Genomic DNA, 19,992 nt, shown 5'->3' with positions numbered 1-19,992 from the left:
CGATCTTTTGATCTTTCTGCACACAGCAAAACGCCCCGAACCAGTCGGGGCGTTTTGTTGTTCAGCGGTTAAGCGCGGGAGTGATTAAACGCCCGAAGCCTTGGCTGCTGCTACGTCTTTGATGGACAGCTTGATACGGCCGCGGTTGTCCACGTCCAGTACCAGAACTTCAACTTCCTGGCCTTCTTTCAGGATGTCGGTCACTTTTTCAACGCGAGCGTCGCTCAGCATCGAGATGTGAACCAGACCATCCTTGCCCGGCAGAATGTTGACGAATGCGCCGAAGTCGACGATGCGCTCAACCTTACCGACGTAGATCTTGCCGATTTCAGCTTCTGCGGTGATGCCCAGGACCCGCTGACGTGCTGCTTCAGCCGCTTCCTTGGTTTCGCCGAAGATCTTGATCGTGCCGTCGTCTTCGATATCGATCGAAGCCTTGGTCTCTTCACAGATCGCACGAATGGTCGCGCCGCCTTTACCGATGACGTCACGGATTTTGTCGGTGTCGATTTTCATCGCGATCATGGTCGGAGCGTTTTCCGACAGTTCGGTACGCGACTGGCCGATGATCTGGTTCATCTGACCGAGGATGTTCAGGCGCGCTTCCAGGGCTTGGCCCAGAGCGATTTCCATGATTTCTTCGGTGATGCCTTTGATCTTGATGTCCATCTGCAGCGCGGTAACACCTTTGGCGGTACCGGCTACTTTGAAGTCCATGTCGCCCAGGTGGTCTTCGTCACCCAGGATGTCGGTCAGGATGGCGAACTTCTCGCCTTCTTTAACCAGACCCATGGCGATACCGGCAACCGGCGCCTTCATCGGCACACCAGCGTCCATCAGGGCCAGGGAAGCGCCGCAAACGGAAGCCATCGAGCTCGAACCGTTGGATTCGGTAATTTCCGAAACCACACGGATGGTGTACGGGAACACGTCGGCAGCAGGCAGCATGGCTGCAATCGAACGACGGGCCAGACGGCCGTGACCGATTTCGCGACGACCAGCGCCACCCATGCGACCACACTCACCGACCGAGAACGGAGGGAAGTTGTAGTGCAGCATGAACGGGTCTTTTTTCTCGCCTTCCAGGGTGTCCAGCAGTTGAGCGTCACGGGCGGTGCCCAGTGTTGCAACGACCAGGGCCTGGGTTTCGCCACGGGTGAACAGAGCCGAACCGTGGGTCTTTGGCAGAACACCGACTTCGATGTTCAAAGGACGTACGGTCTTGGTGTCGCGGCCGTCGATACGTGGCTTGCCGTTTACGATGTTTTCGCGAACGGTGCGGTATTCGATTTCGCCGAAAGCGGCTTTGACTTCGCTGGAAGAAGGCTGGCCTTCTTCACCGGACAGCTTGGCAACGACCTGGTCTTTCAACTCACCCAGGCGAGCGTAACGGTCAGCCTTGATGGTGATGGTGTAAGCCTGGGAGATCGCGTCGCCGAACTCGGCACGGATAGCGCCCAGCAGAGCGGTTGCTTCTGGCTGTGGAGCCCAGGTCCAGGTCGGCTTGGCAGCTTCGGCAGCCAGTTCTTTAACGGCGTTGATCACAACCTGGAACTCGTCGTGAGCAAACAGTACCGCGCCCAGCATCTGGTCTTCGGTCAGCTCTTTGGCTTCCGATTCAACCATCAGAACGGCTTCCGAAGTACCGGCAACGACCATGTCCAGGCTCGAAGCTTTCTGTTGTTCGTAAGTCGGGTTCAGCAGGTAGCCGGTGCTTTCGTGGAACGCGACGCGGGCAGCGCCGATTGGGCCATCGAAAGGAATGCCGGAGATGGCCAGGGCTGCCGAGGTACCGATCATCGCAGCGATGTCCGGATCGGTCTTTTTGCTGGTGGAAACGACGGTGCAGACTACCTGCACTTCGTTCATGAAGCCTTCCGGGAACAGCGGACGGATCGGACGGTCGATCAGTCGGGAAGTCAGGGTTTCTTTCTCGGAAGGACGGCCTTCACGCTTGAAGAAACCGCCAGGGATCTTACCGGCAGCGTAAGTCTTTTCCTGGTAGTGAACGGACAGAGGGAAGAAGCCCTTGCCTGGATCGGCTTGCTTGGCACCGACTACGGTCACCAATACGCTGACGTCGTCGTCAACGGTGACCAATACTGCGCCGGAGGCCTGACGGGCGATACGGCCGGTCTCGAGGGTAACGGTCGACTGACCGAACTGGAATTTTTTGATTACCGGGTTCACGGTGTCCTACCTTCTTTTGTGGCTCTTGGGGAACTTGTCTTCTTGCGAAATTCTTGGGCAATGTCGGGAGTCGGCCCAACGCCTGTCCAGGGTAAAACGTGTATCCAGATAAAACTTGAGGCTGGGAGCCTGCCATGCGCCAGCGGGAAACCCACTGACGTACGACAGACAACCAACCTCTAGCGCAATCGCTTATTAGCGACGCAGACCCAGGCGACCGATCAGAGCCTGATAACGACCCAGATCCTTGCCTTTCAGGTAGTCCAGCAGCTTACGGCGCTGGTTTACCATGCGGATCAGACCACGACGGGAGTGGTGATCTTTACCGTTGGCCTTGAAGTGACCTTGCAGTTTGTTGATGTTGTGGGTCAGCAGTGCAACTTGCACTTCTGGCGAACCAGTGTCACCAACAGCTTGCTGGTAGTCAGCTACGATTTGAGCTTTTTCTTGAACGTCGAGAGCCATGAGGCAATCCTTTTATCAGGAAACTGTTTCAGAAAAACAGTTTCAACAGGCCAGGGACAAATCCCTGTATCTAAAAATGAGTAGTGACCGTGCCTGTTAACAGCCACCCTCGTTCGGTCATTCTGACCGAATCAGTCGACGCGGCGCGATGCGCCCGTCTTCGCTCACTTCACCGATACCGATGAAGCGACCGTTGTGATCCTGTACCCGTACCATGCCGAACTTCGGTGCGTCCGGAGCTCGTACCGGTTGGCCGTTGAGCCAGTAGAACGAACTGTGCTCCGAGAACTGCAACAGTGGCCAATCCAGCAAGCCGCTGTCCGATGGCATCAGGAAGCGGTCGACCGCTTCGTTGCCGCCTTCGGCATGTACTGCTTCCAACTCTTCCAAAGTGACCGTCTGGGCCAGCGTGAAAGGCCCGGCCTGGGTACGTCGCAGTTCTGCAACGTAAGCGCCACAACCGAGTTGCTCACCGATATCCTCCACCAGGGTGCGGATATAGGTGCCTTTGCTGCAATCCACCGCAAGCCGCGCAGTATCACCTTCAAAGGCCAGTAATTCCAAGCGCGCAATAGTAACAGAACGCGGTTCGCGCTCCACTACTTCGCCTGCACGAGCCAGCTTGTACAGCGGTTGGCCATCACGCTTGAGCGCCGAGTACATCGGCGGTATCTGACTGATTTGCCCACGAAAACCGGGCAAAACCGCCTCGACATCGGCGCGACCAACGGTCACCGGGCGCTCCTGCAAAACTTCACCCTCGGCATCGGCCGTGGTGGTGGTCTTGCCGAGTTGCGCCAGGGTTTCATAAGCCTTGTCGGAATCGAGCAGGTATTGCGAAAACTTGGTGGCCTCACCGAAGCATAACGGCAGCACGCCGGTGGCCAGCGGATCGAGACTGCCGGTGTGTCCGGCCTTCTCGGCGTTCAGCAACCATCGGACTTTCTGCAACGCCGCGTTGGAGGTAAACCCCAACGGCTTGTCGAGCAGAATGATGCCGCTGACATTACGACGGATACGTTTGACCTGAGCCACCGATTACTCCTTGGTGTCTTCGGCTTCAGCCGCAACCGGGTGCTGATTGTCTTCAGCCACCGCACGCTCGATCAGGGCCGACAGGTGCGCACCACGCACGACGCTTTCGTCGTAGTGGAAATGCAACTGAGGAACGCTGCGCAACTTCATTTCACGGGCCAGCTGCATGCGCAGGAAACCGGCGGCGGAGTTGAGCACCTTGATGCTTTGCGCGATGTCTTCGGCGCTGTCCTGCCCCATCACGGTGATGAAGATCTTGGCGTGACCAACGTCACGGCTGACTTCAACAGCGGTAATGGTGACCAGGCCTACGCGCGGGTCTTTGACTTCACGACGGATCAGCTGTGCCAGCTCACGCTGCATCTGATCGCCGATACGTTGGGTACGGCTGTATTCTTTTGCCATGTCTTGTTACCTGTTACTGCCTCACGGTGAAACCCGTGGGGTCTGAAAGCGGCAAACGCCCGGCCTGACAAAAGCCAGACCGGGCGTTGCGTTTAGAGTCCTGACGCGGTGCCGCGCATTTGCATGCGGCGGCTTGGCGTGGCCCTTGAAGTGCGCGAGTTAGAGGCTGCGAGCAACCTGAACCTTCTCGAAGACTTCGATCTTGTCACCGACTTTGACGTCGTTGTAGCTCTTCACGCCGATACCGCATTCCATGCCGGCACGTACCTCGGAAGCGTCATCCTTGAAGCGGCGCAGGGATTCCAGCTCGCCTTCGAAGATAACGATGTCTTCACGCAGTACACGGATTGGACGGTTACGGTGAACAACACCTTCGATAACCATGCAACCGGCGATCGCGCCAAACTTCGGCGAACGGAACACGTCACGCACTTCAGCGGTACCCAGGATGTTCTCGCGAACATCGCTGCCCAGCATACCGGTGAGGGCTTTCTTGACGTCTTCGATGATGTCGTAGATCACGTTGTAGTAACGCATATCCAGGCCTTCCTGCTCGACAATCTTGCGAGCGCCAGCATCGGCACGCACGTTGAAGCCAAACAGTACAGCGTTGGAGGCCAGTGCCAGGTTGGCGTCGGACTCGGTGATACCACCGACACCGCCACCCACAACACGCACTTGCACTTCGTCGTTACCCAGGCCGTTCAAGGCACCGTTCAACGCTTCCAGCGAACCACGGACGTCGGATTTGAGGACGATATTGAGCGTCTTCTTCTCCGCTTGGCCCATGTTTTCGAAGATGTTTTCCAGCTTGCCGGCGTGAGCACGGGCCAGCTTGACTTCGCGGAACTTGCCTTGACGGAACAGAGCCACTTCACGGGCTTTCTTCTCGTCCGACAACACGCTCATCTCGTCGCCAGCGTCCGGGGTACCGTCCAGGCCGAGGATCTCGACTGGGATGGAAGGACCGGCTTCCTTGATCGGCTTGCCGTTCTCGTCGAGCATGGCACGTACACGGCCATAGTTCGAACCGACCAGCACCATGTCGCCTTGGCGCAGGGTACCGTCTTGAACCAGAACGGTAGCAACCGGGCCACGACCTTTGTCGAGACGCGATTCAACCACGACGCCACGACCTGGAGCCGATGGAGTCGCCTTCAGTTCGAGAACTTCGGCTTGCAGCAGAACAGCTTCGAGCAACTCGTCCACGCCAGTACCGACTTTCGCCGAAACCGATACGAACGGGGTGTCGCCGCCCCACTCTTCCGAAGTCACGCCGTGAACCGACAATTCGCTACGGATGCGATCGAGATCAGCGCCCGGCTTGTCGATTTTGTTCACTGCAACAACCAGCGGAACACCAGCTGCCTTCGCATGCTGAACGGCTTCAATGGTCTGCGGCATTACGCCGTCGTCCGCTGCAACCACCAGGATCACGATGTCGGTCGCCTTGGCACCACGGGCACGCATTGCGGTAAACGCGGCGTGACCAGGGGTGTCGAGGAAAGTGACCATGCCGCGATCAGTTTCAACGTGGTATGCACCGATGTGCTGGGTGATACCGCCGGCTTCGCCAGCAGCTACCTTGGCACGACGGATGTAGTCGAGCAGCGAGGTTTTACCGTGGTCAACGTGACCCATTACGGTCACAACCGGTGCACGGGAGAACGTCTCACCTTCAAACTTCAGGGACTCGGCCAGGGAATCTTCCAGGGCGGTGTCGCTGACCAGGGTCACTTTGTGGCCCAGTTCTTCGGCTACCAGCTGAGCAGTTTCCTGATCAAGCACCTGGTTGATGGTCGCTGGAGTACCCAGTTTGAACATGAACTTGATGATTTCAGCAGCCTTGACCGACATCTGCTGGGCGAGATCGCCAACAGTGATGGTCTCGCCAATCTGCACATCACGCACGACAGGGCCGGTTGGGCTCTGGAAACCGTGAGCGTTGCGCTTCTTCAGCTTGGCCTTGCCGCGACCACCACGACGGAAGCCATCGCTTTCTTCGTCGGTAGTACGTGGAGCAACGCGTGGAGCAGGCGCTTTTTCTTTGACCGAAGCACGATGCGGAGCGTTTTTACGCTCGCCGTCGCCACCACCGCTGCGACGATTGTTATCGTCGGCACGTGGTTTGTCCGGACGGCGCTGTTCGTTCTGCTTGTTGCGAACGTCAGCAGACGGTGCTGGTGCAGCAGCCACAACCGGAGCGCTTTCACGCACTGGCTCGGCAACCGCAGCAGGAGCTGCGACAGCGTCGTTAGTAGCGTTTTGCGCAGCAGCTGGCTGGCGACGCGCTTCTTCTTCAGTGCGACGCTTGGCTTCTTCTTCAGCCTTCTGACGTGCAGCATTTTCTACTGCGCGACGTTCTTCCAGTTCGCGTTTGCGCTCGGCTTCGATTTCTTCCGGGCTGCGCTGTACGAAGACTTTCTTCTTGCGTACTTCAACGCTGATGCTTTTGCTGCCAGCAACACGCAGGGTGCTGGTGGTTTTGCGCTGCAATGTAATCTTGCGCGGTTCTTCCACTTTCGCCTTGTGGCTGCTCTTCAAGTGAGTCAGCAAAGACTGCTTCTCACTATCGCTCACACCTTCATCGGCGGCGGTGTGCGGCAGACCTGCCTCACGCATCTGCTGCAACAGGCGCTCTACCGGTGTTTTGACCTCATCGGCCAGTTGTTTCACCGTGACTTGCGTCATGCACTTCTCTCCTCAGGCCGCGCCTAATTACTCGAACCAGTGGGCTCGGGCGGCCATGATCAACTTGCCGGCACGATCATCGTCAATGCCGTCGATGTCGAGCAGATCGTCAATAGACTGCTCGGCCAGGTCTTCGCGGGTAATTACGCCGCGCACCGCCAGTTCCATCGCCAAATCCTTGTCCATACCCTCAAGCGAGAGCAGGTCTTCGGCCGGATGGGCGTCTGCCAGCTTTTCCTCAGTAGCGATGGCTTTGGTCAACAAACGATCCTTGGCACGAGCACGAAGCTCGTTGACGGTTTCTTCGTCAAAGCCGTCGATGTTGAGCATTTCTTCCAACGGTACGTAGGCAATCTCTTCCAGGCTGGTGAAGCCTTCATCTACCAGCACCTGTGCCAGGTCTTCGTCGACTTCCAGCTCGTCGATGAAGTTGCGCAGGATGTCGCCGGTTTCTGCTTGCTGCTTAGCCTGGATGTCCGATTCGGTCATCACGTTCAGGGTCCAGCCAGTCAACTGGCTAGCCAGACGCACGTTCTGACCACCGCGACCGATGGCCTGAGCCAGATTGTCTGCGCCAACGGCGATGTCCATTGCATGGGCATCTTCGTCAACGATAATTGCCGCCACTTCAGCCGGCGACATTGCATTGATCACGAACTGAGCCGGGTTGTCGTCCCACAGGACGATATCAACGCGTTCACCGCCCAACTCGCCCGACACTGCCTGGACGCGCGAACCGCGCATACCGATGCAAGCGCCCTGCGGGTCAATGCGTTTGTCCTTGGAGCGAACGGCGATCTTGGCGCGCGAACCCGGGTCACGGGAGGCAGCCATTACTTCGATCAGGCCTTCAGCGATTTCCGGCACTTCGATGCGGAACAACTCGATCAGCATTTCCGGCGCAGTACGCGACAGGATCAGCTGCGGGCCGCGGTTCTCGGTGCGGATTTCCTTGAGCAGCGCACGCAGACGCACGCCAACCCGGAAGGTTTCGCGAGAGATGATGTCTTCACGAGCCAGCAACGCCTCGGCGTTGTTGCCCAGATCGACGATCACGTTGTCGCGGGTCACTTTCTTCACGGTGCCGGAGATGATCTCCCCCAGGCGCTCGCGGTAGGCGTCAACGACTTGGGCACGCTCGGCTTCGCGAACTTTCTGCACGATGACTTGCTTGGCAGTCTGTGCAGCGATGCGGCCGAACTCGATGGATTCGATTTTTTCTTCGACTACATCACCGACCTGGGCGCCAGGATGCGTTTCGGCAACCTTGCTTGGCCAGGTTTCGATGGCCGGATCGTCCAGGTCTGCTTCTTCGACAACCGTCCAGCGACGGAATGTTTCGTAAGCACCGGTGTGGCGATTGATTTCCACACGCAGATCGACTTCGTCCTCGAAACGTTTTTTGGTAGCAGTGGCCAGAGCCAGCTCCAGCGCTTCAAAAATTACGTTTGCCGGTACGCCCTTTTCATTGGATACCGACTCAACAACCAGCAGTACTTCTTTGCTCATCGTACGCCTCGCCTTTCGCAAGCCATTGGATCCGCGGGATCCGCGTCTCAGTCAAAACTGGGAATAATGTTGGCCTTGTCGATCATATCGATCGGCAACAGGAACTCATGGTCTTCAACCTGCACCACGACGTCCTGCTCTTCTACACCGCGCAGAAGGCCCTGAAAGTTGCGTCGTCCTTCAAAAGGCGAGCGCAGCTTGATCTTCACTTGTTCACCGGCAAATTTTGCAAACTGCTCAATAGTGAACAGCGGGCGTTCCATGCCAGGCGAGGAAACTTCAAGGGTGTATTCAACAGCGATCGGATCTTCAACATCCAGGACACCGCTGATCTGGCGGCTGACAATGGCACAATCGTCCACCAGCACGCCGCCCTCTTTATCGATATAAACGCGCAACATTGAGTGGCGACCTTGAGCCGAAAACTCAATACCCCAGCATTCATAGCCTAGGGCCACGACCACCGGGGCCAGCAAGGCCTGCAACTCTTCTAGCTTGCTCGACACCTGAACCCCCTCGTGCATGTATGTGCATGCTGTGCAAAATAAAAAAATGGGCGAAACGCCCATCCTTGAAACGCCGTCGAATAGCGGCGTTGAAAGTGTCCAGCTAACAAAAAGCCCCTTAAAAGGGGCTCCTTAAACTGGTTGCGGGGGCCGGATTTGAACCGACGACCTTCGGGTTATGAGCCCGACGAGCTACCAGACTGCTCCACCCCGCGACAAAGCTGGGGCGGAAGTATACGACCGATCCCTGACAGGGTCAATGTAACCTTCCACCTACAAGAAAGCCCGCAACAGCGGGCTCTCCTGATAATTGGTACCGAGAAGGGGACTCGAACCCCTACACCCTATGGGCACAACCACCTCAAGGTTGCGTGTCTACCAATTCCACCACCTCGGCAATACTACGTTTGAAACCCTTCTTACTTTTGCTCTTGAGCTGGAGGCACGTCAGTCGCTGGAGTAGCCGACTTTTGCTCTTGAAGCACCGGTACATCATCAGAAGCCGGTTGTTGCTTTGGAACTTCCAACACTGCCGGGTTTGGCAAACCTACTTGAGTCAGCTGGTGAGCCTTCTCTTTAGCAAAGTAACCTAACCCTAAGCTGGTTATGAAGAAACCGGCGGCAAGTATAGCAGTAAACTTACTAAGAAAGGTAGAGGAACCTTGGCTTCCGAACACAGTATTTGAAGCACCTGCTCCGAAAGACGCGCCAGCATCCGCACCTTTACCCTGCTGCAGCAATACCAGAGCAACTACGCCCAATGCACCCAGCAGATGAAAAACGACTACGACTGTTTCCAGCATTTTTTCAGTTTCCCGCGGCGCGAATAATCGCACCGAACTCATCTGCATTCAGGGAAGCCCCACCAATGAGCCCCCCATCGATATCCGGCATGCCGAACAGTTCGACCGCATTGGCCGCCTTCACGCTGCCGCCGTATAGAAGCCGCACACCTTGTGCGACCTCAGAATTCTTTGCCGCCAACTGAGCGCGAATGGCTGCGTGCACATCCTGCGCCTGTTGCGGCGAAGCAGTCAGCCCGGTGCCAATGGCCCAGACCGGCTCGTAAGCGATTACTGCCTTTGCAAATACATCAACACCCAGCGCCTCTATGATACTGCCCAGCTGACGCGAGACAACCTCAAGAGTTTTACCGGCTTCGCGCTGCTCAAGGGTTTCCCCTATGCACAACACCGGAATCAAGCCACATGCCTGCGCCGCTGCGAACTTGCGAACCAGCATTGCGTCCTGCTCGCCCATTACCTGGCGGCGTTCGGAGTGCCCGACAAGCACCAGGGAACAACCTGCATCCACCAGCTGACTCGGCGCAACCTCACCGGTCAATGCGCCTTGCGCGGATTCCACTGCAGAGTTCTGCGCGCCGACCAGGATCGACTTGCCTTTCAAGCCATCAATCACTTCATTGATATGCAAGCAAGGCGGGAATACCGCAACATCAACACCGCTTGGCAAGGCCAAATGACTAAGGCCTTTGATCAGCTCAGCGACGCTGGCGCGGGTACCGTGCATCTTCCAGTTACCAGCTACCATAGGGCGACGCATGCTGTACCTCGTCGGTCAAAGTGGGCGCAGATGTTACCCAACACAATCATGGCTGGCAAGCCGAATTCAGGCAGAAACTTCACTAACCAGTTTTGCCAGCTCTTCGGCGTAACCACGAACCTGCGTTTCGTCCTCGCCTTCAACCATGACGCGCACCAACGGCTCAGTCCCCGACTTACGCAGCAACACACGCCCTCGACCTGCCATAGCCTTGGTGACACGCTCACTGGCCTCTTTGACCGAAGGATGATCGAGCGGGCTCGCACCACCACCGAATCGCACGTTGATCAATACCTGGGGGCACTTACGCAGCGCCTGACGGGCTTGCGCCAGCCCTTCGGAACGAATCTTCAGCGCCATCATCACCTGCAGCGCAGCGATGATCGCATCTCCGGTAGTGGTGTAATGGAAGCAGACGATATGCCCCGAATTTTCGCCACCCACTACCCAGTTGCGCTCCAACAGGTCGGCGATGACATAACGGTCGCCGACATTGGCACGCACAAATGGAATCGACAGATCCGCCAGGGCCAATTCAAGCCCCAGGTTACTCATGAGCGTTCCCACCACGCCGCCCTGCAACTTGTTACGCTCATGCAGATCGCGAGCAATGATGAACAACAACTCATCACCATCGACGACAGCGCCCGTGTGATCGACCATCAGAACCCGATCACCATCGCCATCAAAGGCGATTCCCAGGTCAGCGTGCTCAGCCAACACCGCAGCCTGCAATTGCCCCATATGGGTCGAACCGCAGTTTTCGTTGATGTTCAGACCATTTGGCTGCGCAGACAGAACGACAACATCAGCGCCCAGTTCACGGAAAACGCTCGGGGCCACCTTGTAGACCGCGCCATGAGCGCAGTCGATCACGATCTTGAGGCCAGCAAAGCTTGTGCCTGTTGGCACGCTGCTCTTGCAGAATTCAATGTATCGGCCCGAGGCGTCGTTGATTCGCGAAACCTTGCCGATCTTGCTCGACTCAACCACGGTCATTGGCGTATCGAGTAACTCTTCGATCATCAGCTCGACTTCATCCGGAAGCTTTGTGCCCTTTCCGGAGAAAAACTTGATGCCGTTATCGTCGTGCGGATTATGGGAAGCGCTGATCACGATTCCGGCTTCAGCATGGAACGTACGCGTCAGATAGGCGATGGCCGGCGTCGGCATCGGGCCCAGGAGCATTACGTCAGCACCCGCCGACGTCAATCCGGCCTCAAGCGCCGATTCGAACATGTAACCGGAAATCCGCGTGTCTTTGCCCACCAGCACCTTGCAAGCGCCCATTTTGCGGAACGCCATACCGGCGGCCCAGCCTAGCTTGAGCATGAAGTCAGGAGTAATCGGGTATTCGCCAACCCGACCACGAATGCCGTCAGTACCAAAGTATTTCCTAGTCATAAGCGCTCCATCATTCTTATTCGGCTGATTCCACTGCGGCAATCATCCGCACTACATCGACTGTTTCGGCAACATCATGGACGCGCAATATACGCGCGCCCTTGAACGATGCCAGCGCCGCGAGCGCAAGACCGCCATATAGGCGCTCTCCGACCGGACGACTCAAAGCCTGACCAATCATGCTCTTGCGCGACACCCCAACCAACAGGGGCCGCCCCAAGGCATGCAGAGCTTCCATGTGCTTGAACAAGCTTAGATTGTGCTGCAACGTTTTGGCGAAGCCAAAACCCGGATCAAGGATGATCCGTTCAGCCGGAATCCCCACCGATGCGCACTGAACCATACGCTCGGCGAGAAACTCGCCCACCTCTTGCGAAACGTTCTGATACTGCGGATTGTCCTGCATGTCGCCCGGTTCACCGAGCATATGCATCAGGCAGACTGGCAAGCCTGTGGCGGCGGCCGCATCCAGTGCGCCGTCGCGCCGCAAGGACCGAACATCATTGATCAACCCCGCCCCGAGTCGCGCGGTTTCGCGCATGACGGCAGGGGTGGAAGTATCCACCGAGATGATCACATCCAGCTCACGATGAATGCGCTCAACAATGGGAGCGACTCGCTCCAACTCCTCCAATGGCGAGACCGCCCTGGCGCCGGGCCGGGTCGATTCACCACCGACATCGATCAACGTCGCACCGGCAGCCACCATGGCTTCGGCGTGGCGCAAGGCAGCATCAAGCTGGTTGAACTGGCCACCATCTGAGAAGGAATCGGGAGTGGCATTGAGAATGCCCATGACATGCGTCCGGGCCAAATCAAGAACCCGGTTGCCGCAAGGCAACCGGGTCGAGGGCAGTACAGAAGTCATTTCAAACCTTAAACGTCAGCAGCCGGACCGCCGATCGGTGTTTCCGGACGCTCATCCTGTACGACCGGAGGTGTTCCGGAAGTACCGGTACCGCCCGACCAATCGCGAGGTTCGCGAGGCGTACGGCCCGCCATGATGTCGTCGATCTGATCAGCATCGATCGTTTCGTACTTCATCAATGCATCAGCCATGGCGTCGAGCTTGTCACGATTATCCGTGAGGATCTGTTTGGCCGTGCCATAGCATTGGTCAATGATGCTGCGCACTTCGGAGTCGATCAGTTTGGCGGTTTCACCGGAGAAGCTTGCGCCCTGACCACCACCGCCGCGACCGAGGAACACCTCGCCCTCTTCTTCGGCGTACATCAGCGGACCGAGCTTCTCCGACAAGCCCCACTTGGTCACCATGTTCCGTGCAATCTGGCTGGCACGCATGATGTCGTTGGACGCACCGGTGGTAACACCGTCGAAGCCCAGGGTCATTTCTTCAGCGATACGGCCGCCATACAGCGAGCAGATCTGACTGATCAACGCACGCTTGGACAGGCTATAGCGATCTTCTTCCGGCAGGAACATGGTCACACCCAGCGCACGACCGCGCGGGATGATCGATACCTTGTACACCGGATCATGCTCGGGCACGACTCGACCAACGATGGCGTGGCCTGCTTCGTGATAAGCGGTGTTCTGCTTTTCTTTCTCGGACATGACCATGGATTTGCGCTCGGCGCCCATCATGATCTTGTCTTTCGCCAGCTCGAACTCTTTCATCTCGACGATGCGCTTGCCAGCACGAGCAGCAAACAGCGACGCCTCGTTGACCAGGTTGGCCAGGTCGGCACCGGAGAAGCCAGGCGTACCACGAGCGATCACGGCCGGAGCAACGTCGTCACCCATTGGCACTTTGCGCATGTGAACCTTGAGAATCTGCTCGCGACCACGAATGTCCGGCAGACCGACCACGACCTGACGGTCGAAACGGCCCGGACGCAGCAACGCAGGGTCCAGTACATCCGGACGGTTTGTTGCAGCGATGACGATGATGCCGTCATTCATTTCGAAGCCATCCATCTCTACCAGCAACTGGTTGAGAGTCTGCTCGCGCTCGTCGTGACCACCGCCCATACCGGCACCACGGTGGCGACCAACGGCGTCGATTTCATCGATGAAGATGATGCACGGAGCGTGTTTCTTGGCCTGTTCAAACATATCGCGAACACGGCTGGCGCCGACGCCGACGAACATTTCGACGAAATCGGAACCGGAAATGGTGAAGAACGGTACTTTCGCTTCACCGGCAATCGCCTTGGCCAGCAAGGTTTTACCGGTACCCGGAGGACCGACCATCAGTACGCCGCGTGGAATGCGACCGCCCAGGCGCTGGAACTTGCCTGGATCTCGGAGGAATTCAACCAGCTCGCCAACTTCTTCCTTGGCTTCGTCGCAACCGGCAACGTCACCCAAGGTGGTTTTCACCTGATCTTCGGAGAGCAGGCGCGCCTTGCTCTTGCCGAAGCTCATCGGCCCGCCCTTGCCACCGGCACCGCCCTGCATCTGCCGCATGAAGAACATGAAGACGGCAATGATCACGAGAATCGGGAAGCTTGCGACCAGGAGTTGAGTCCAGATGCTTTGCTGCTCAGGCTGCTTGCCTTCGACTACCACGTGGTTGTCCACGAGATCGCCGATCAGACCGTTGTCCTGAATGGCCGGACGGATGGTCTTGAAGCTGTCGCCATCGTTGCGCTTACCAGTAATCACATAGCCATCAACGGCGACGCGCTCGACCTTGCCATCCTTGACCTGCTGGATGAAGTCGGAATAGTTGAGGGTCTGCGGCTCGTTAGGGCTGGAGAAGTTGTTCATCACTGTCACCAGGACAGCCGCGATGATCAACCACAGGATCAGATTCTTTGCCATATCGTTCAATTAACTACCCTCTGAAGCAAGCTCCGCTAATGGCGCGCGCTTCGCATGATATTCACCGGCCTAACTTACTACATTACCTACGGCTCTGGCAGGCGCCGTCTGTAACCCTTTGTGAAACACTTTCTACACAATATTCGCTAAAGCACACGGGGCGAAATACGAAAATCCTATCGACCCGCACAAAAACCTCGATTTACTCACTACGGCCGCGGTAGCCCCAAGCCAGCATGTATTGCTCGCGGGAACTGCCACGGGAAGAGTCCGGCTTGATCATCTGGACCTTGTCGAATTTCTGACGAGCGTCCTTCACGTAAGCATCAAACCCTTCGCCCTGAAACACCTTGATCACGAAATTACCACCCGGCTTGAGTATCCGAGCCGCCAGATCAAGAGCCAGCTCACATAGAAACATGGCTTTTGGCATGTCCACCTCAGGCGTACCACTCATATTGGGGGCCATATCGGAAATCACAAGGTCCACCTGCGAATTACCCACGGCTTCAAGGATCTGAGCGAGCACTTCGTCCTGGGTGAAGTCACCCTGGATGAAAGTCACGTCCGGAATGCTGTCCATTTCCAGGATGTCCGAGGCGATCAGACGCCCCTGACCACCGATCAGCCGACTAGTGACCTGCGACCAGCCGCCGGGGGCCGCACCCAGGTCGACAACGCTCATACCCGGACGGATCAGCTTGTATTTCTCCTGGACCTCCAGAAGCTTGTAACTCGCACGCGAGCGGTAGCCATCCTTCTGCGCCTGCTTCACATAGGGATCGTTGACATGTCTTTTCAGCCAACCAAGGCTTGTCTTGGAACGCGCCATTGGGCACCTCGATGATAAGGGTCGTGATTAATTGGGCGGATCCACGAGCCCTCGGGTAAAATGGCCGCCATTTTACAGAATCCAGACGAAAGGGTCAGATTATGCCGCTCACTCAAGAGCAGAAGAAACAGTACAAATCCATTGGCCACCATCTGAAACCAGTTTTGATTGTGGCTGACAACGGTTTGACTGAAGGTGTGTTAGCCGAACTTGAACGCGCTTTGGCGGATCACGAGCTGATCAAAATCAAGCTCAACATCCTCGATCGCGAATCACGCCTGGCGTCCATTGCAGAACTCTGCAAGGTCGGCAAAGCGGACCTGGTTCAGGTCATCGGCAAGATGGCACTGATTCACCGCAAGAACTTCAGCGTCAACAAGCAGCTGTCGAACGTCCATCGATTCAAGTGATGGCAAGGGTCAAGGGTGTGCTTCGCGCACCCCGCCACTCCATCCCGGTACCGGCTGCAACACCAGCACCAGCCCGGAAAAGCCCAGCACAAGATAACTGAATACCTGCCAACGCACTGCATCCGGCCAGAATATGCGCACGAGGAAAAACATCGCGCACGCACAAAACGCCATCAGCAGCAGTTGCCCACGAATATCGCACCATAGACTGCCACGGCCATCGGCCTGAACCAGCACCAAAACCTGGAAAATCACACACGCCGTGGCGAAACCCACCACCAGCGTGTTCAGCATGCCTGCAATTTCGTCGATCAGCAGCGGCGCCAGGCCTATCTGGCCCAACGCCGGCAACAGACCGATATGTAACAACCACAGACCGCCAACCCACAACATCTGAGTCAGCTGCCAAAGCATGGCGCCCGCACGGAGCGGGCGCCTTCTTTCAGATGTGACGGACTTCGACAATCTCGTACTCGATCACGCCGCTTGGCGTTTTCACGGCGACCACGTCGCCCTCTTCCTTGGCGATCAAGGCGCGGGCCAGTGGCGACCCAACGGAAATCTTGCCGAGTTTGAAGTCAGCCTCATCCTCACCCACGATGTGGTAAGTGACGCTTTCATCAGTCTCGACGTTGGCGATTTCAACCGTGGTGCCGAAAATCACTTTGCCGGTGTGAGGAATGGTTGTGACATCGATAATGACCTGATTCTGAATCCGGCCTTCGATGTCACGAATCCGCGCCTCAACCATACCCTGCTGCTCGCGAGCAGCGTGGTATTCGGCGTTTTCCTTCAAGTCACCCAATTCGCGGGCCGTACCGATGTCCTGGCTGAGCTTCGGACGCACGACCTTGGTCAGATGAGCGTGTTCTTCTTCCAGGGCTTTCGCGCCCTGGACGGTCATTGGGTACTTGATCATGCCTTCAATCCTGCGTGTAGATCCTGCAAGCGGCGCACGGTCTTCTCGGGACCGAACTTCAGCGCTTCGCAGATGGCTTCGCCAGCAGCAATGGTGGTGGTGCAGTAGATCTTGTGCTGCAAGGCATTACGACGAATGGAGTACGAATCAGCGATCGATTGACGGCCTTCGGTGGTGTTGATGATCAACGTGACTTCGTCATTCTTGATCATGTCGACCACGTGCGGACGACCTTCGGTCACCTTGTTCACACGACGCACTTTCAGGCCTGCGGCTTCGATCAGCTTGGCAGTGCCGGCAGTGGCGACCACTTCGAAGCCCAAGTTGATCAGATCACGCGCCACGCCTGCAACCAGTGGCTTGTCGTCGTCACGCACGCTGATGAATGCGGTACCGCCAGTCGGCAGCACTTCGCTGGCGCCCATCTGGGCCTTGGCGAACGCTTCGCCGAAGGTGTCGCCCACGCCCATCACTTCGCCGGTGGACTTCATTTCTGGGCCCAGGATCGGGTCCACACCAGGGAATTTGGCGAATGGGAACACCGCCTCTTTCACGCTGTAGAAGTTCGGGATGATTTCTTTGGTGAAGCCGATTTCCTTCAGGGTTTTACCGGCCATCACGCGCGCCGCGATCATGGCCAGGGAAACACCGATGCACTTCGACACGAACGGTACGGTACGGGAAGCACGCGGGTTGACTTCGATGACGTAGATGTCCTCGCCTTGCAGCGCCAACTGAACGTTCATCAGGCCAACCACGCCCAGCTCCAGGGCCATTTTCTTGACCTGTTCGCGCATCTCGTCCTGGATGTGTGCAGGCAGCGAGTACGGCGGCAGGGAGCACGCGGAGTCACCGGAGTGAACGCCAGCCTGTTCAATGTGCTGCATGATCGCGCCGATCACCACGTCGGTGCCGTCGCAGACCGCATCCACATCCATTTCGATGGCGCAGTTGAGGAAGTGGTCGAGCAGCACCGGGCTGTCGTTGGACACTTTCACTGCGTCACGCAGGTAGCGCTTGAGTTCTTCTTCTTCGTAGACGATTTCCATCGCGCGGCCGCCCAGTACGTAGGACGGACGGACTACCAGCGGATAACCGATCTTGGCAGCGGCGCGAATCGCTTCGTCTTCGCTACGCACGGTAGCGTTTGGCGGCTGACGCAGGTTCAGGCGCTCAACCATCTGCTGGAAGCGCTCACGGTCTTCGGCACGGTCGATGGCGTCAGGGCTGGTGCCGATGATCGGCACGCCGGCTTCTTCCAGGGCACGCGCCAGTTTCAGCGGGGTTTGGCCGCCGTACTGGACGATCACGCCTTTTGGCTTCTCGACGCGGACGATTTCCAGCACGTCTTCCAGGGTTACTGGTTCGAAGTACAGGCGATCGGAGGTGTCGTAGTCGGTGGAAACGGTTTCCGGGTTGCAGTTGACCATGATGGTCTCGTAACCGTCGGCGCGCAGGGCCAGCGCCGCGTGCACGCAGCAGTAGTCGAACTCGATGCCTTGGCCGATACGGTTTGGACCGCCGCCGAGGATCATGATCTTGTCGCGGCCCGTCGGCGCGGCTTCGCACTCTTCCTCGTACGTTGAGTACATGTAGGCGGTGTCGGTGGCGAACTCGGCAGCGCAGGTGTCAACGCGCTTGTAGACCGGGAAGATCTCCAGCTTGTGACGGTGGCGACGCAAAGCTTTTTCGGTCACGCCCAGCAGCTTGGCCAGACGCATGTCGGAGAAGCCTTTGCGCTTGAGCTTGAACATCAAGTCGCGGTCGATACTGGCCAGACCCAGGGTCTTGACCTTCTCTTCTTCCTTGATCAGATCTTCGATCTGTACCAGGAACCACGGGTCGATCATGTTCATGCCGAAAATGTCTTCGACCGACAGGCCGGCGCGGAAGGCGTCAGCCACGTACCAGATACGCTCGGCGCCCGGCACGGTCAGCTCGCGCTTGAGCACGCTCATGCTTTCCGGGTTGCTCAGGTCGAGCTTCTCGTCCAGACCGCATACGCCCACTTCCAGGCCGCGCAGGGCTTTCTGCAGGGATTCCTGGAAAGTCCGGCCGATGGCCATGACTTCACCGACCGACTTCATTTGAGTGGTCAGACGTGCATCGGCTTTCGGGAATTTCTCGAAGGCAAAGCGTGGCAGCTTGGTGACGACGTAGTCGATGGACGGCTCGAAGGACGCAGGAGTAGCGCCGCCGGTGATTTCGTTCTGCAGTTCGTCCAAGGTGTAGCCGATCGCCAGCTTGGCAGCGATACGCGCAATCGGGAAACCGGTGGCTTTCGACGCCAGGGCCGAAGAACGGGATACCCGCGGGTTCATCTCGATGACCACCATACGGCCAGTGTCCGGGCAGATGCCGAACTGGACGTTGGAGCCGCCGGTTTCCACGCCGATCTCACGCAGTACCGCCAGGGAGGCGTTACGCATGATCTGGTATTCCTTGTCCGTCAGGGTCTGTGCTGGCGCAACAGTGATCGAGTCACCGGTGTGCACACCCATCGGGTCAAAGTTTTCGATGGAGCAGACGATGATGCAGTTGTCCTTCTTATCGCGGACAACCTCCATCTCGTATTCTTTCCAGCCGATCAGGGATTCGTCGATCAGCAGCTCTTTGGTCGGCGACAGGTCCAGACCACGGGCGCAGATTTCTTCGAACTCTTCACGGTTGTACGCAATACCACCGCCGGTGCCGCCCATGGTGAAGGACGGACGGATGATGCACGGGAAGCCAAGCTTCTCGAGCACTGCGTTGGCCTCTTCCATACTATGGGCGATACCCGAACGCGGGCAGTCGAGGCCGATGGACTTCATCGCCTTGTCGAAGCGCGAACGGTCTTCAGCCTTGTCGATGGTGTCAGCATTGGCGCCGATCATCTCTACGCCGAACTTCTCCAGGACGCCTTCGCGCTCCAGGTCCAGTGCGCAGTTCAGCGCGGTCTGGCCACCCATGGTCGGCAGCAGTGCGTCCGGACGCTCTTTCTCGATGATCTTGGCAACGGTCTGCCACTTGATCGGCTCGATGTAGGTGGCGTCGGCCATGTCCGGGTCGGTCATGATGGTCGCTGGGTTGGAGTTCACCAGGATGACGCGGTAACCCTCTTCGCGCAGGGCTTTGCAGGCCTGGGCGCCGGAGTAGTCGAATTCGCAGGCCTGGCCGATAACGATCGGGCCAGCGCCGAGAATCAGGATGCTTTTAATGTCTGTACGTTTTGGCATGGGTTTGTCACTCAAATCCGCAGGTCAGTCGGCAAGCCGTCTTGTTCAATCTGTGAAG

At 57.5% G+C, this 19,992-nt stretch carries 17 protein-coding genes and 2 tRNA genes; 1 reads left to right on the top strand and 18 read right to left on the bottom strand.

The window, feature by feature from the left end; translation table 11 throughout:
* Positions 1-84: 84 nt before the first annotated feature.
* The 15 genes from pnp to rlmE form a co-directional block, all read right to left on the bottom strand.
* Positions 85-2,190 (bottom strand): polyribonucleotide nucleotidyltransferase, encoded by a 2,106-nt coding sequence (pnp, locus tag ACA052_RS03800; protein ID WP_461957186.1) that lies wholly within the window; start codon positions 2,188-2,190, stop codon positions 85-87.
* Positions 2,191-2,385: 195 nt separating this feature from the next.
* Positions 2,386-2,655 carry a 30S ribosomal protein S15 gene (rpsO, locus tag ACA052_RS03795; RefSeq protein ID WP_003176135.1) on the bottom strand — a complete coding sequence of 90 codons (270 nt, stop codon included), beginning with the start codon at positions 2,653-2,655 and terminating at the stop codon, positions 2,386-2,388.
* Between the two features lie 117 nt (positions 2,656-2,772).
* Positions 2,773-3,690 (bottom strand): tRNA pseudouridine(55) synthase TruB, encoded by a 918-nt coding sequence (gene truB / locus ACA052_RS03790; RefSeq protein ID WP_123405159.1) that lies wholly within the window; start codon positions 3,688-3,690, stop codon positions 2,773-2,775.
* A gap of 3 nt (positions 3,691-3,693) precedes the next feature.
* Positions 3,694-4,095, bottom strand: coding sequence for a 30S ribosome-binding factor RbfA (gene rbfA / locus ACA052_RS03785; protein WP_034148332.1), 402 nt, complete (start codon positions 4,093-4,095; stop codon positions 3,694-3,696).
* Between the two features lie 159 nt (positions 4,096-4,254).
* Entirely contained in the window at positions 4,255-6,786 is a 2,532-nt protein-coding gene (gene infB, locus ACA052_RS03780; RefSeq protein ID WP_497648466.1) for a translation initiation factor IF-2, read from the bottom strand.
* Positions 6,787-6,813: 27 nt separating this feature from the next.
* Positions 6,814-8,295 carry a transcription termination factor NusA gene (nusA, locus tag ACA052_RS03775; protein WP_008024459.1) on the bottom strand — a complete coding sequence of 494 codons (1,482 nt, stop codon included), beginning with the start codon at positions 8,293-8,295 and terminating at the stop codon, positions 6,814-6,816.
* Between the two features lie 47 nt (positions 8,296-8,342).
* Entirely contained in the window at positions 8,343-8,801 is a 459-nt protein-coding gene (gene rimP / locus ACA052_RS03770) for a ribosome maturation factor RimP (protein ID WP_010463487.1), read from the bottom strand.
* Between the two features lie 138 nt (positions 8,802-8,939).
* Positions 8,940-9,016, bottom strand: a tRNA-Met gene (locus ACA052_RS03765).
* Positions 9,017-9,112: 96 nt separating this feature from the next.
* Positions 9,113-9,198: transfer RNA gene (locus ACA052_RS03760), tRNA-Leu, on the bottom strand.
* 22 nt (positions 9,199-9,220) lie between these two features.
* Entirely contained in the window at positions 9,221-9,604 is a 384-nt protein-coding gene (gene secG, locus ACA052_RS03755) for a preprotein translocase subunit SecG (protein ID WP_017336473.1), read from the bottom strand.
* Between the two features lie 4 nt (positions 9,605-9,608).
* The gene (gene tpiA / locus ACA052_RS03750) at positions 9,609-10,364 is read right to left on the bottom strand and encodes a triose-phosphate isomerase (protein WP_497648465.1); all 756 of its coding nucleotides are present in this window, start codon (positions 10,362-10,364) and stop codon (positions 9,609-9,611) included.
* 66 nt (positions 10,365-10,430) lie between these two features.
* Positions 10,431-11,768, bottom strand: a complete 1,338-nt coding sequence (glmM, locus tag ACA052_RS03745) for a phosphoglucosamine mutase (RefSeq protein ID WP_497648464.1) — start codon at positions 11,766-11,768, stop codon at positions 10,431-10,433.
* A gap of 16 nt (positions 11,769-11,784) precedes the next feature.
* Positions 11,785-12,636, bottom strand: coding sequence for a dihydropteroate synthase (gene folP / locus ACA052_RS03740; protein ID WP_497648463.1), 852 nt, complete (start codon positions 12,634-12,636; stop codon positions 11,785-11,787).
* 8 nt (positions 12,637-12,644) lie between these two features.
* Positions 12,645-14,555 (bottom strand): ATP-dependent zinc metalloprotease FtsH, encoded by a 1,911-nt coding sequence (gene ftsH / locus ACA052_RS03735; RefSeq protein ID WP_497650262.1) that lies wholly within the window; start codon positions 14,553-14,555, stop codon positions 12,645-12,647.
* A gap of 202 nt (positions 14,556-14,757) precedes the next feature.
* Positions 14,758-15,387 (bottom strand): 23S rRNA (uridine(2552)-2'-O)-methyltransferase RlmE, encoded by a 630-nt coding sequence (gene rlmE / locus ACA052_RS03730; RefSeq protein ID WP_007900501.1) that lies wholly within the window; start codon positions 15,385-15,387, stop codon positions 14,758-14,760.
* A gap of 101 nt (positions 15,388-15,488) precedes the next feature.
* Here rlmE and ACA052_RS03725 point away from each other — a divergent pair, with 101 nt between their 5' ends.
* Entirely contained in the window at positions 15,489-15,797 is a 309-nt protein-coding gene (locus tag ACA052_RS03725; RefSeq protein WP_045060047.1) for a YhbY family RNA-binding protein, read from the top strand.
* Between the two features lie 9 nt (positions 15,798-15,806).
* Here the strand turns inward: ACA052_RS03725 and ACA052_RS03720 are convergent, their stop codons facing one another.
* Genes ACA052_RS03720 through carB form a run of 3 tightly spaced genes read right to left on the bottom strand, consistent with a single transcriptional unit; the run spans position 15,807 to position 19,934 of the window.
* Complete coding sequence (locus ACA052_RS03720; RefSeq protein ID WP_497648462.1) at positions 15,807-16,211, bottom strand: MFS transporter; 405 nt, start codon at positions 16,209-16,211, stop codon at positions 15,807-15,809.
* Between the two features lie 28 nt (positions 16,212-16,239).
* On the bottom strand, positions 16,240-16,716 hold the full coding sequence (greA, locus tag ACA052_RS03715) for a transcription elongation factor GreA (RefSeq protein ID WP_027924456.1): 477 nt from the start codon (positions 16,714-16,716) through the stop codon (positions 16,240-16,242).
* Positions 16,713-19,934 (bottom strand): carbamoyl-phosphate synthase large subunit, encoded by a 3,222-nt coding sequence (gene carB, locus ACA052_RS03710; protein WP_497648461.1) that lies wholly within the window; start codon positions 19,932-19,934, stop codon positions 16,713-16,715. Before carB ends, greA begins: the two co-directional genes overlap by 4 nt.
* Between the last annotated feature and the right edge of the window lie 58 nt (positions 19,935-19,992).

It is taken from the genome of Pseudomonas sp. LBUM1644, from assembly GCF_059716195.1.
This window is presented reverse-complemented; position numbering and strand designations above follow the sequence as displayed.

Bases quoted from the DNA above. Each gene is read 5' to 3' on its own strand.
- rpsO (WP_003176135.1), bottom strand. From the start codon at position 2,655: ATGGCTCTCGACGTTCAAGAAAAAGCTCAAATCGTAGCTGACTACCAG.
- rbfA (WP_034148332.1), bottom strand. From the start codon at position 4,095: ATGGCAAAAGAATACAGCCGTACCCAACGTATCGGCGATCAGATGCAG.
- infB (WP_497648466.1), bottom strand. From the start codon at position 6,786: ATGACGCAAGTCACGGTGAAACAACTGGCCGATGAGGTCAAAACACCG.
- nusA (WP_008024459.1), bottom strand. From the start codon at position 8,295: ATGAGCAAAGAAGTACTGCTGGTTGTTGAGTCGGTATCCAATGAAAAG.
- secG (WP_017336473.1), bottom strand. From the start codon at position 9,604: ATGCTGGAAACAGTCGTAGTCGTTTTTCATCTGCTGGGTGCATTGGGC.
- tpiA (WP_497648465.1), bottom strand. From the start codon at position 10,364: ATGCGTCGCCCTATGGTAGCTGGTAACTGGAAGATGCACGGTACCCGC.
- glmM (WP_497648464.1), bottom strand. From the start codon at position 11,768: ATGACTAGGAAATACTTTGGTACTGACGGCATTCGTGGTCGGGTTGGC.
- folP (WP_497648463.1), bottom strand. From the start codon at position 12,636: ATGACTTCTGTACTGCCCTCGACCCGGTTGCCTTGCGGCAACCGGGTT.
- ftsH (WP_497650262.1), bottom strand. From the start codon at position 14,555: ATGGCAAAGAATCTGATCCTGTGGTTGATCATCGCGGCTGTCCTGGTG.
- rlmE (WP_007900501.1), bottom strand. From the start codon at position 15,387: ATGGCGCGTTCCAAGACAAGCCTTGGTTGGCTGAAAAGACATGTCAAC.
- ACA052_RS03725 (WP_045060047.1), top strand. From the start codon at position 15,489: ATGCCGCTCACTCAAGAGCAGAAGAAACAGTACAAATCCATTGGCCAC.
- ACA052_RS03720 (WP_497648462.1), bottom strand. From the start codon at position 16,211: ATGCTTTGGCAGCTGACTCAGATGTTGTGGGTTGGCGGTCTGTGGTTG.
- greA (WP_027924456.1), bottom strand. From the start codon at position 16,716: ATGATCAAGTACCCAATGACCGTCCAGGGCGCGAAAGCCCTGGAAGAA.
- carB (WP_497648461.1), bottom strand. From the start codon at position 19,934: ATGCCAAAACGTACAGACATTAAAAGCATCCTGATTCTCGGCGCTGGC.